The organism is Pedococcus sp., from assembly GCF_036000045.1.
In the GTDB taxonomy this organism is placed as follows: Bacteria; Actinomycetota; Actinomycetes; order Actinomycetales; family Dermatophilaceae; genus Pedococcus.
Genome location: NZ_DASYGF010000027.1, coordinates 24828 through 37075, shown reverse-complemented (window position 1 = coordinate 37075; position 12248 = coordinate 24828). Strand labels below are relative to the sequence as shown.

The window sequence follows — 12248 nt, the reverse complement described above, 5'->3', positions numbered from 1 at the left end:
CCCTGGCTCGACGAGGTCGAGAGTCTGTGCCGGGAGGCTCAGGAGCGCACCGGAGGCCTGTTCTCGGCCTGGTCCTCCACCACAGGTGACTACGACCCGACCGGGCTGGTCAAGGGATGGGCCGTCGAGAAGTCGAGCCAGCTCCTGACCGAGGCGCCGCGAGTCTCCTTCTGTATCAATGCCGGTGGTGACCTTGTGGCCGGCCACGGCAGGTGGGTCGAGTCGTCCACCTGGCGGGTCGGCATCGAGAACCCCCGTGAACCGGGCACAGTGGCGGCGACCGTGCCGCTGACCGACGGCGGCCTGGCGACCTCGGGCAACGCCGCCCGCGGTGCCCACATCCTCGACCCGCGCGACGCCCAGCCGGTGGTGCGGGAGGGGTCCGCCACCGTCTGGGGCCCGACCCTGCTGTGGGCCGACGTATGGGCCACGGCGCTGTTCGTCGACCCCGACGCCGGGCGCGCCGCGATGGAGGCCCACGACCCGGCATACCGCTGCCTGGTCCTTTAGGAGCGGTTACCGCAGCGGCACGCCCAGGGCGGCTGCGAGGGCCTCGGCATCCGTTACGGGTGCGTCGCAGACGAACCCCCGGCACACGTATGCCGCCGCGCGGCCACCGACCAGGGGACGCTGCGCCAGCAGGGGGTGGCCGGGCTCGTCGGGCGACCCGTGAGCGATGACCAGTCCCGGGGAGGTCGAGCGCCGGGCGACAGCCAGCAGCTCGGCCGCCTCGTCGTCGTCCGGGCCGCGCCCGACGACGGCCACCTGGAGCGGTCCGGCGACCGCTGCCTCGGCCACGGCCAGCGCCCACCCGCCGAAGCGCGGGTCCCGAGAGGCGAGCAGGCCGGACGCGGCCAGCGCCGCGTCGGCTCGCTCACGCTGGCCGGTGTCGCCGGTCAGGGCAGAGCAGGTCAGCAGCGCCCCCGCGATGGACGACTGCCCGGAGGGCTCGGCGTTGTCTGCCTGGCTGCGAGGTCGCAGCAGGAGCGGGTCCGCATCCGCCGCGGTGTCGTGGAAGCCGCCGTCCGCATCGCCGAACTGCTCGACCGCGGTGGCCAGCAGGTCCCGAGCGACCCCCAGCCAACGGGCGTCCCCGGTGGCCTGGTGCAGGGCCAGCAGCCCCTCCGCCAGGTTGCCGTAGTCGTCCGCCACGGCGTTCGCGGCTCCGACCTGTCCGTCGCGGGACGAGCGCCGCAGACGCCCGTCGACGAGGTGGTGACCCACTAGGAGCTCCGCGCACCGGCGGGCCGCCTGGACCAGCGAGGAGTCCTCAAGGATGACACCGGCATCGGCAAGACCCGCGATAGCCAACCCGTTCCACGACGTCACGACCTTGTCGTCGCGAGTCGGCTGCGGGCGGCCGTTTCGGTTCTCCAGCAACAGGTTTCGCGCGTCCTGCCACCACTGAGGGTCGGCCGGGTCGGCGAGCAGCTGCAGGGTTGAGCTGCCGTGCTCGAACGTGCCTCGTTCGGTCACGTGCAGCAGTGCGGCCGTTGCTCGGCCGTCATCGTCACCGAGCACGTCCACGAGCTGCGCAGGCGTCCAGGCATACGTCAGGCCTTCGACGCCGTCGGTGTCGGCATCCAGGGCAGACGCGAAGCCGCCCTCGGCGGTCCGGAGGTCGCGCACCAGGAAGTCGGCCGTCTCGGCAGCCACCCGGCGGGCCAGCTCGTCGCCAGTGGCTCTGTAGAGATGGGCGTAGACGCGAAGCAGCTGCGCGTTGTCGTAGAGCATCTTCTCGAAATGAGGCACGACCCAGCCCGCATCGACCGAGTACCTCGCGAAGCCGCCGGCCAGCTGGTCGTAGATGCCACCTCGGGCCATCGCCTCGCACGTTCGGCGCGCCATGGCCAGGGCATCCGTGGAGCCGGTTCGCGCGTGATGCCGGAGCAGGAGCTCGAGCACCATGGAGGGCGGGAACTTCGGAGCGCCGCCGAACCCTCCGCGGGCGACGTCGAACTGGGCGGCCAAGGTCTCCACCGCCTGCCCGAGGGCGGCCTCGTCGATCGGCTGCGGTGCCGCGCCGACGCTCACCTGACGGAGCCGGTCGGCGATGTGGGCACCGCTGTCCAGCACGCGCTCCCGCTGGTTGGTCCAGACCTCGCGGACCTGCGCCAGCACCTGAAGGAACTGCGGCTTGGGGAAGTAGGTCCCGCAGAAGAACGGCTCTGCGTCCGGAGTGAGGAAGCACGTCATCGGCCAGCCACCGTGACCGGTCAGGGCCGTCGTGGCGGTCATGTAGACGGTGTCGACATCCGGTCGCTCCTCGCGGTCCACCTTGACCGCCACGAAGCCACCATTCACCGCGGCGGCCACCTCCTCGTCCTCGAAGGACTCGTGGGCCATCACATGGCACCAGTGGCACGCGGCATACCCGACGGAGAGCAGGACGGGCACGTCCCGACGCCGCGCCTCCGCGAACGCCTCCTCACCCCACTCCTGCCAGTCGACCGGGTTGTCCTTGTGCTGCAACAGGTAGGGAGAGGTCGAGTCAGCGAGACGGTTCGGCATGCGCTCACTCTGCCTCACAGGTCGCCGCCCGACGCGCGGGCCAGGGGGTCTGTAGGCATGCGACTGCGTGGCCGGGGCTCAGCCCATGCCGATGGTCCCCGTTCCTCCGGAGTTGGAGCCCATCCCGGGAGTGATCTTGAACGAGCCAGGCGGCATGTCTCCGTACTCGTCTGCCCTGCGCTCATCTCGGGTGCGGTGGTCCCGCAACCGGCTCGTCACGCCGACTGTCAGGCCCACGATGATGGCCAGCACGCCCAGGGCGAACACTCCGATGAGCAGTAGGCCGATGAAAGGAACTCCGAACACTGTTCCGACCTCCTCCAGAGGTGGTGGGCGCGGCTGACGCACCATGAAGCGAGACTACGGTGATCTCGGAGAGTCGGGATGGTCCTTGTCCGAGGTCGGCGTACAGGTAGGACGCTGGCACGCCCGCGCCGGTTCCACCGGGCGCGTGCGGCACAGGTCGGGGCGGAGACAGGCGATACTGGCCGCCATGTCCGGTCCCAGGCGAGCCGTCGCTCGCATCACCGCCCCGCGCTCGCGCGCCCGGCGCGTGGTCGCCGTGCTGACCGTGGTGGTCCTCGCCGTGGTGGGCGGGCTGTTGGCCGACGCGCTGGTGATGGTCCACCGCATACCGACGATCGCCGTGCGGGTGCCGACCTCGGGCGGCTCGCCGGTGTTCCTGCTGCTCGCGTCCGACTCGCGTCAGCGCCTCGAGGGCGCCGACCGGCAGAGGTATGCCGACCCGGTCCAGGCTGAGGGGGAGCGGGCCGACCTGATCTACCTGCTCAGAACGGGCGGCCCGGGGGCCCCTGCGCTGGTGTCGGTGCCGCGGGACCTCTTCGTCGGCTCGCTGCAGCATGACCCCCACCGCCTGGGCATGTCACTCCAGCAGGGCCCCCAGGCCATGGTCGACACTCTGTGCCGGGACCTGGGAGTGGGGGTCGACCACGTGGTCATCGCCGACTTCCCGGGGCTCATCGACGCCGTGGACGCCGCAGGAGGCGTGAGCGTGACGACCTCGGGGCCGCTCCGTGACCTGGGGTCGGGCCTGAGCCTGCTCGCTGCCGGGACGCACCACCTGGACGGGGCGCAGGCGCTGGCGTGGGTGCGCTCGCGGCACCCCGAGGTCCGCCGGGCCGGAGCCTGGGTGCCGGACCCGTCGGCCGACCCGACACGCAGCTCCCACGCGACCCAGGTGCTGGGTCAGCTGGCGGCTGCGGCCGCAGACCCGGTCACGGCGCAGCGGATGGCCTTGTCCGCAGCACCACGGCTCCGCCGCGACGAGGGCAGCTCGCTCGCGGTCCTCGCTGGTCTGCTGTGGGCGTTGCATGAGGCCGCGGGGGCCGGACACGTCGCGACGGTTCCGGCCCGGTTCGCGCCGACCGAGGTGCCGGTCGCCTTCATGGACCGTCGCACACAGGCCGCCCTGGCGCCCTTCCGTAGTGCCACCTGTACGCCGGCTCGCCGCTCATCCTGAGCCGATTTGCCCAAATCGCCCCTCATTTTCACGAATCGGCCCGGAACCTGAATGGTTCCTGTATGTTGCGCATCGTTTCACTTCATCGTCAGGGGAGCCCCACATGCTGAACAGCCCAACTCGTCTGCGCGCCGTCCTGGCCGCCACCGCGCTCGCCGGTGGTGCCATCGTCGGCTGCGCGACCGCCGCCTCGGCGGCGACGGGCACGACCATCACCCTGAGCCCCAGCGACGTCGTGGCCACCGGCGACCCGCTGACCGCCTCGGGCACCTGCGTCACGGGGTCGCGCACGGCGGTGGTGACGGTGGTCCAGAACAGCACCGTCCTGGACCAGACCGCCGCCAACCTCTCGCCCTCGCACGGCTACAGCGTGACCCTCGACGTCTCCCAGGGAACCCTCGGCCCGGCCACGGTCACGGTCGACTGCTACCAGTACCCGACCGCAGCTCCCGTGGGCAGCGCCTCGGCCGACGTGGGCATCGACGATGGCTCCGGCGGCCCCAACGTGCCCGTGACGATCTCGCCCTCCAGCGTGCACATCGGCGGCCAGATCACGATCACGGCGACCTGCCCGGCGGGCACCCCCACCGCGGAGGTCCTGGCCGGCAGCGGTACCAACTCCCAGCCGTTCTTCGACAAGACCGTGACCCCCGCTGTGGACGGCACGCTCAGCGTGACGACCACGGTGGCGGCCGGTCCGCTCGTGGCGGCCGGCCCCGGCGGAGCGGTGGTGCTGTGTGGCACGCCCAACAACCCCACCGGCTTCGGCTTCGCGGACCTGACCATCCTGGCCGCTCTGCCCGGGTCCGCCGTTCCCCCGGCCACTCCGTCGGCTCCGGCCGGGCCGGCCGAGTCGGCGACCCCGCCGGCCAGCGCCGTGCCGACCCTCGCGTACACCGGCAGCGACGCGCTGCCCATGACCGCGATGGCACTGGGCCTGCTCGCCATCGGTGGGGTCATGCTGGTGACGCGTCGCCGGCTGCGCGCCTGACGCTCCACCCGGTCGAGACAGGAGACGGGGCCGCCCACCTGGGCGGCCCCGTCTCGCATGCTCAGGACGAGTGATGCCGTGGTCAGCCCCTCCTCCGAGCGAGCGGTATGCCGGCGCCGGTCGCCCGAGGTGGACTTCCGCTGGGGGTGAGCGCCGAGCCCGGTCAGCCGTCGAGCGCCTTCAGGAGGGCGACACAGAAGGAGACGACGGCCGCGTCGCCGCCCTGGCCCGCGCGACCGGCGTGGAAGGCCGTGCGCACGTAGCTCCAGGCGAGTGCCTCGTCCTCGTCGATGCCAGCCGCCTCGGCGCAGATCGACACCCGCCGGCGGGCGAGGTAGCGCAAGGCCGATCCGGTGCCGAGCTCGTGCACCCGGTGGCGCAGCAGTGGCTGGATCTCGAAGGCGGGGTGGCCTGCCATGGCGCGCGGGCCGATGGCAAGCCAGTCGGGACGTCCGCTGCCTGGCAGGCTCGCCAGCACGTTGTCGACGTGCAGTCGGGTGTGGAGCAGCGTGCTGTCGCAGGCCGGGTCGCTGGCCAGCGCCCTGACGAGCCCCTCGGTGCGCTCGACCATGCGCCGCGGCAGGACGCCCTGCGTGGCCGCCAGCTGGGCGACCTGCCCGCGGGCGAACGACGAGAGGGTCCGCAGACCTGGCGGCGCGGGGACGTGGAGCTCGGCCAGGAGGCCACCGACCACCTCGCAGGCCATGTCGGTATCGGCGAAGTGCAGGTCGCGCGAAGCGTCGAGGGCCTCCAGCAGCACGGCTCCTCGTGCGGGGTCTGCTGCCACGAGCCGGACCGCGCCGCGGCCGTGCCAGTGGCGCAGCGCCAGCGCCTCGTCCCGGCTCGCCTCGGCGGGCCAGGTCAGCTTGAGCACGAGCGGCTGGTCGTCGCGGACGACGGGAACGACGACGGCGGTCGGGCGCGTGACGGCGTCGGCCGAGGCCTCCAGACCCCAGGCGTCGAGGACCTCGGCCAGGAACCGGGGCGGCCGTACCGTCCGGTTGGGGCCAGCGGGGTCGACCCGCGTCACCGCAGCCCCGGGAAGGCCGAGAGTGGGACCCCCCACCGCGAGGCGAGCACCTCGGTCTCGCCGAGCCAGCCCACGGCGGAGGCGAGGGGCTTGGGATCGCCTGCCGCAGAGGCCATGTCGCGGGCGTTGGCAGCCCGGAGCTCGGTGAGGACCTGAACCGCGAGGCGCGCCGCAGCCACAGGGGTGGTCACCGCGAAGGGGAGCGGGTAGCCCAGCGGTGTGGGCCCGGCCGACGGTCCGGCCAGGACCTCCTGGATCTGCTCGCGTGCCTGGAGCGTGGCCAAGGTGGCGTGCGCCAGTGCCCCCTGCGCCCCGTTGGGGGACTGGGCCGCCACAACCTGCATGCCGTAGACCGCAGCCCGGGTGCTGTCGAGGAACGAGGAGGCCAGGCCGGGCGACTGCCAGGTGGGCTGATCGGTCTGGGGCGGCGCGCCGAGCAGAGCCGCGGCGGCCACGCGTTGGGCGAGCAGCGCACCGGCCAGTGGGCGCGCCGGGCCGGCCGCCTGGGTCAGTGACGGGGCGGCCGGTTGGCTCGTGGTGCCTAGGTCGGCCAGCTCTACGGCGGCGAGGTCGGCCGGGCTCAGGACCGGCCGCGTGGTGGGGCCCGAGGTCGGGGCTTGCGAGACGGTGGTCCCAGCGGTGGTGGGACGGTGCGTGGCGGTGCCGGGGGAGGCCGCAGCCGCAGGGTGACCCGTCGCCGCCTGGTCCACCAGGGACTGCGGCACGCCGAGCCGCCGCAGCTCGGCGCCCAGCACGGTCACCTGGCGGGCATGCAGCCCAGCCAGCCGCGCGACGAGCGACGTGCCCGCGCCGCCTAGGCCAGCGGCGTCGCCGGCGAGCTCGGCACTGCTGCGCACCAGACCCAGCAGGAACGTCTCGCCGTCGATGGGCGTGCGCGCGGGCAGCAGCGGGATCCGCGGTGCGTCGTCCTCGAGCCGTATCCCGCAGGACGCGAGGGCCAGCACCGACAGCGTCCCCAGCCCTGCCGTGAGCAGCGCCCGCCGGTCCGGCTGGGCCACGACCGGCGGCATACGGCGGTCGTGGCTGGGCATGCGGCGATCATGGCACGCGCCCCTGGGCCCCCGTGGAGCCGCATATGCGTCGCTCGGCGCGTCGTGGATAGAGTGGGCCTGCACGGCCCCCAACTTCAGAGAGGACGAGTCAGTGAGCGTCAAGGACCAGATTCGTCCCGCCGTCGAGGCCCCTTTGGGCGCCCTCGGCCTGCTGGTGGAGGACCTCGCCGTGACCCCCGCCGGCAAGCGGCGCCTCGTCCGGGTCTGGATCGACCGAGTGGTCGGCGACGAGGGCGGCGACAGCACCACCCCGACCGCGCCGCTGTCCCTCGACGAGGTGGCCGACGCGACGAGGGTCGTCAGCGAGGCCCTGGACGACGCCGGCGCACTGGGGGAGCAGCCCTACACCCTCGAGGTGACCTCCCCGGGCGTCGACCGGCCGCTGTCCCTTCCGCGCCATTACCGCCGCAACGTCGGCAGGCTCGTCACCCTCACGCCGCACGAGGGTGCGCCGGTCACTGGCCGCATCACGCGAGCAGGCGACGAGGGGGTCACCCTCGAGGTGCCCGCGGCCGCGAAGGCGCCCGCCTCCACCGTGGACCTCCCGTATGCCGCCATCGCCACCGCCGTCGTGCAGGTGGAGTTCTCGAGGCCTTCCGGGTCGAGCGACGACGACGAAACTCCTGAGGAGAACTGACATGGACATCGACCTTGCCGCACTGAGGGCCCTGGAGCGCGAGCGCGACGTCTCTCTCGACATCCTCATCCCGGCGATCGAGCAGGCACTCCTGCTCGCCTATCACCGCACCGAGGGCGCATACCGCAACGCCCGGGTCCAGCTCGACCGCAAGACGGGCCACGTCGTGGTCTGGGCACGGGAGGAGATCGAGCAGCCGGAGCCCGAGGAGGGCGAGGAGCACCCACCTCGCGAGTACGGGCCCGAGTTCGACGACACTCCCACCGGGTTCGGCCGGATCGCGGCCGCCACCGCCCGACAGGTCATCGTCCAGCGGCTGCGCGATCTCGAGGACGACGCGATCATGGGCGACTTCAAGGGCCGCGAGGGTGACGTGGTGGCGGGCGTGATCCAGCAGAGCCCCGACCCGCGACACGTGACCGTCGACTTCGGCACCGTCGAGGGCATCCTGCCGCTGGCCGAGCAGGTGCCCGGCGAGCGCTACGTCCACGGGGAGCGGCTGCGCTGCTTCGTCGTCTCGGTCCGGCGCGGTCCCAAGGGCCCCCAGATCGGGCTGTCTCGGACCCATCCCAACCTCGTCCGTAAGCTCTTCGCCCTCGAGGTGCCCGAGATCGCCGACGGCTCCGTCGAGATCGCCGCCCTCGCCCGCGAAGCAGGTCACCGCACCAAGATCGCCGTGCACTCCACGGTGCCGGGCCTCAACGCCAAGGGCGCGTGCATCGGGCCGATGGGCGCCCGGGTCCGCGCCGTCATGGCCGAGCTGCATGGCGAGAAGATCGACATCGTCGACTACTCCGAGGACCCCAAGCGGTTCGTGGCGGCAGCCCTGTCGCCGTCGCGCGTCGAGTCGGTCGAGATCGTGGACCCGCAGCTTCGGGCGGCGCGTGTGGTCGTCCCCGACTACCAGCTGTCGCTGGCCATCGGCAAGGAGGGCCAGAACGCCCGGCTCGCCGCCAAGCTGACCGGGTGGCGGATCGACATCCGGCCTGACACCGCCGCGACGCCGCCGAGCACCGCTCCCAGCACGGCCCGGAGCACCAGGCCGAGCACGGGTGACACGGCCGCACGGCAATAGGGGATAGACTGGTGGGGACCGACCGGACTGGACTCCGGCCCGAGGCACCTGGCACCACCCCTCGCAGCACGCACGGGCAACCGACCCGGACGTGTGTGGGATGCCGCGGGACGGATAGCTGGTCGGCACTCCTGCGAGTGGTCGTGGAGACGGACGAGGCTGGGGCAACCCGGCTGGTGCCCGACCCGCGGCACCGCCTGCCGGGGCGCGGCGCTTGGCTGCACCCCACAGGTGACTGTCTTGACCAGGCCCTCCGTCGCCGGGCGTTCGGGCGAGCGCTGCACACCAGCGCCGCCCCGGATCCCGCCGCGGTCACGGCCTACGTCGAGGCACAGGCCAGCGGCCGCGAGCAGTGAACCGTCCGAACCATCCATGGGAACCGAAAGCGGGTTTGACGCTGATGAGCACCCGATGAGAACTCAGCAATGAGCTCCCCCCAGCAGTAACGACGGTCCGCGCCTGTCTCCTCGACATCTGCACGGACCAGGAACAGGAGAAACGTGGCTAAGGTCCGTGTAAGCGCGCTCGCCAAAGAGCTGGGCACCGACAGCAAGACGCTGATCGCCCACCTCAACAGCATCGGCGAGTACGTCAAAACCGCCAGCTCGACGATCGAAGCACCGGTCGTCCGCAAGGCGACCGAGACATTCCCAGAGAACCTCAGGAAGTCGCCGTCGCGCGGTACCGCCAAGGCGGTCCCGTCCGCGCCGGCTCCCGCAGCCCCGGCGGCGCCCAGTGCCCCCGCGCCCGCTGCCCCCGCATCGGCGGCCCCGGCCTCGAGTGCTCCGGCGGCTCCGGCTGCCAGCGCGCCTGCAGCCCCGGCACCCGGCCCCAGCGCGCCTGCAGCCCCGGCACCCGGCCCCAGCGCCCCTGCCCCGAGCGCACCCGCCGCCCCCGCAGCGAGCGCCCCCGCTGCGCCGGCTGCCCCGGCAGCCAGCGCACCCGCCGCAGCGGCCCCGTCGGCACCGAGCCCCGCAGCGCCCCGTCCCGGCGCCCCGCGCCCCGGTACCCCGGGTGGCTCCGCTGGCTCGGGCGCACCTCGTCCCGGCGCCCCGCGCCCGGGCAACAACCCCTTCGCGCCCTCCCAGGGCATGCGCACCGGCCGTGACGGCGCCCCCCGCGAGGGTGGGTCCCGCGAGGGTGGCGCGCGTCCCGGCAACAACCCGTTCGCCGCGTCGCAGGGCATGCCGCGCCCCCAGAGCCGTCCCGGTGCTGCCGGGCCGCGCCCCGGCGGCACGGCCGGTCCCGGTGGTCCCCGTCCCGGCGGTCCGCGTCCGAGCCCCGGCATGATGCCCGACCGCAGTGCGGTCGGCCGTCCCGGTGAGCGTCCCGCCCGTGGTGGCGGCCGTGGCCCCGGTGGGCCCGGCGCCGGCCGTGGTCCGGGTGGTCCCGGTGGTCCGGGCGCGGGCGGCGGCTTCGCCGGTCGCCCGGGCGGCGGTGGCTTCCGCGGTGGTGCGGGTCGTGGCTCCACGGCCGGCGCGTTCGGCCGCGGTGGCGGTCGTCCGGTCCGCGGACGCAAGTCCAAGCGTGCGAAGCGCCAGGAGTTCGAGCAGATGCAGGCGCCGTCGCTCGGCGGCGTCAGCGTGCCCCGCGGCAACGGCACCACCCTCATCCGGGTGCGTCGTGGCTCCTCGCTGAGCGACTTCGCCGACAAGATCAACGCCAACCCTGGTGCACTGGTGACGGTGCTCTTCCACCTCGGCGAGATGGCCACGGCCACCCAGTCGCTGGACGAGGACACCTTCAAGCTGCTCGGCGCCGAGCTCGGCTACAACATCGAGGTCGTCTCCCCGGAGGAGGAGGAGAAGGAGCTGTTCGACTCCTTCAACATCGACCTGGAGACCGGCATCGAAGGCGAGGACGACGAGGACCTCCAGCCGCGTCCGCCGGTCGTCACCGTCATGGGTCACGTCGACCACGGCAAGACCCGCCTGCTGGACGCCATCCGCAACGAGGACGTCGCCGGCGGCGAGTCCGGTGGCATCACCCAGCACATCGGCGCCTACCAGGTGCACAAGGTGCACGAGGGCGTCGACCGTCCGATCACCTTCATCGACACCCCGGGTCACGAGGCCTTCACGGCCATGCGTGCTCGTGGTGCCAAGGTCACCGATATCGCGATCCTCGTGGTCGCTGCCGACGACGGCGTCATGCCGCAGACCATCGAGGCGCTCAACCACGCCCAGGCTGCGGACGTGCCGATCGTGGTGGCGGTCAACAAGATCGACGTCGAGGGTGCCAACCCGGCCAAGGTGCGCCAGCAGCTGACCGAGTACAACCTCGTGGCCGAGGAGTACGGCGGCGACACCATGTTCGTCGACGTGTCCGCCAAGGCCGGCCAGAACATCGACGCGCTGCTCGAGGCCGTCCTGCTCACCGCGGACGCGGCACTCGACCTGCGGGCCAACGCCGACCGCGACGCCCGTGGTGTCGCGATCGAGGCCAACCTCGACCGTGGCCGTGGCGCCACGGCGACCGTCCTGGTCCAGGCCGGCACGCTGCACGTCGGCGATGCGATCGTGACGGGCTCGGCCTACGGCCGCGTCCGCGCGATGCTCGACGAGCACGGCAACAACCTCACCGAGGCGGGGCCCTCGCGTCCCGTCCAGGTCCTGGGTCTGTCGTCGGTGCCGAGGGCCGGTGACACCTTCGTGGTGGCACCGGACGACCGCACCGCCCGCCAGATCGCCGAGCGGCGCGAGGCGGCCGACCGTCAGGCCTCCTTGGCGAAGGCCCGCAAGCGCATCTCCCTCGAGGACCTCAACGAGGCCCTCGCGGCCGGCAAGGTCGAGACGCTCAACCTCATCCTCAAGGGCGACGTGTCGGGTTCCGTCGAAGCGCTCGAGGACGCCCTGCTGCAGATCGACGTGGGCGACGAGGTCGACCTGCGGATCATCGACCGTGGCGTCGGTGCGATCACGATGAACAACATCAACCTCGCGATGGCGTCGAACGCGATCATCATCGGCTTCAACGTGCGAGCCGAGGGCCAGAACGCCGACTACGCCGAGCGCGAGGGCGTCGAGATCCGCTACTACTCGGTGATCTACCAGGCCATCGAGGAGATCGAGGCAGCGCTCAAGGGCATGCTCAAGCCGGAGTTCGAGGAGGTCGAGCTCGGCACCGCCGAGATCCGCGAGATCTTCCGGTCGAGCAAGTTCGGCAACATCGCCGGGTCCATCGTCCGCAGCGGCGAGATCAAGCGAGGCACCAGGGCGCGGATCACCCGTGCCGGTGTCGTGGTGTCCGAGAACGTCGAGATCGCCGGCCTGCGCCGGTTCAAGGATGACGTCACCGAGGTCCGCGAGGGCTTCGAGTGCGGTATCAACCTCGGCTCGTTCAACGACCTGCAGATCGGCGACCTCATCGCGACGTACGAGATGCGAGAGAAGCCCCGCGCCTGAGCGACCATGGCGTATGCCGCCGGCTCAGGCCGGCGGCATACGCCGCT

11 protein-coding genes are annotated in these 12248 nt (G+C 72.5%); 7 read left to right on the top strand and 4 right to left on the bottom strand.

Going from position 1 to position 12248, the window contains the following annotated elements; translation table 11 throughout:
- Nucleotides 1-510: FAD:protein FMN transferase (locus VGN50_RS05485; protein WP_327443678.1), on the top strand; the 510-nt coding region annotated here is incomplete at its 5' end.
- Nucleotides 511-516: 6 nt separating this feature from the next.
- On the opposite strand, the gene VGN50_RS05480 is transcribed toward VGN50_RS05485, so the two are convergent.
- Nucleotides 517-2511, bottom strand: coding sequence for a thioredoxin domain-containing protein (locus VGN50_RS05480; RefSeq protein WP_327443677.1), 1995 nt, complete (start codon nt 2509-2511; stop codon nt 517-519).
- 78 nt (nt 2512-2589) lie between these two features.
- On the bottom strand, nt 2590-2862 hold the full coding sequence (locus tag VGN50_RS05475; protein WP_327443676.1) for a hypothetical protein: 273 nt from the start codon (nt 2860-2862) through the stop codon (nt 2590-2592).
- A gap of 142 nt (nt 2863-3004) precedes the next feature.
- Here VGN50_RS05475 and VGN50_RS05470 point away from each other — a divergent pair, with 142 nt between their 5' ends.
- Together VGN50_RS05470 and VGN50_RS05465 are read left to right on the top strand one after the other, a co-directional pair.
- Entirely contained in the window at nt 3005-3991 is a 987-nt protein-coding gene (locus VGN50_RS05470) for an LCP family protein (RefSeq protein ID WP_327443675.1), read from the top strand.
- 103 nt (nt 3992-4094) lie between these two features.
- Complete coding sequence (locus VGN50_RS05465; RefSeq protein ID WP_327443674.1) at nt 4095-4982, top strand: hypothetical protein; 888 nt, start codon at nt 4095-4097, stop codon at nt 4980-4982.
- Between the two features lie 163 nt (nt 4983-5145).
- Here VGN50_RS05465 and VGN50_RS05460 read toward each other — a convergent pair whose 3' ends face one another.
- Nucleotides 5146-6048: an aminoglycoside phosphotransferase family protein gene (locus VGN50_RS05460; RefSeq protein WP_327443673.1), complete on the bottom strand. Its 903-nt coding sequence runs from the start codon at nt 6046-6048 to the stop codon at nt 5146-5148.
- Nucleotides 6009-7064: a DUF4439 domain-containing protein gene (locus tag VGN50_RS05455; RefSeq protein WP_327443672.1), complete on the bottom strand. Its 1056-nt coding sequence runs from the start codon at nt 7062-7064 to the stop codon at nt 6009-6011. Before VGN50_RS05455 ends, VGN50_RS05460 begins: the two co-directional genes overlap by 40 nt.
- 112 nt (nt 7065-7176) lie before the next feature.
- On the opposite strand from VGN50_RS05455, the gene rimP reads away from it, so the two are divergent.
- From rimP to infB, 4 genes are all read left to right on the top strand, one after another.
- Nucleotides 7177-7722, top strand: coding sequence for a ribosome maturation factor RimP (gene rimP, locus VGN50_RS05450; protein ID WP_327443671.1), 546 nt, complete (start codon nt 7177-7179; stop codon nt 7720-7722).
- A 1-nt stretch (nt 7723) separates the two neighbouring features.
- Nucleotides 7724-8797 (top strand): transcription termination factor NusA, encoded by a 1074-nt coding sequence (nusA, locus tag VGN50_RS05445; RefSeq protein WP_327443670.1) that lies wholly within the window; start codon nt 7724-7726, stop codon nt 8795-8797.
- A 143-nt stretch (nt 8798-8940) separates the two neighbouring features.
- Nucleotides 8941-9153 (top strand): YlxR family protein, encoded by a 213-nt coding sequence (locus tag VGN50_RS05440; RefSeq protein ID WP_327443669.1) that lies wholly within the window; start codon nt 8941-8943, stop codon nt 9151-9153.
- Nucleotides 9154-9297: 144 nt separating this feature from the next.
- On the top strand, nt 9298-12201 hold the full coding sequence (infB, locus tag VGN50_RS05435; protein WP_327443668.1) for a translation initiation factor IF-2: 2904 nt from the start codon (nt 9298-9300) through the stop codon (nt 12199-12201).
- Nucleotides 12202-12248 lie beyond the last annotated feature (47 nt).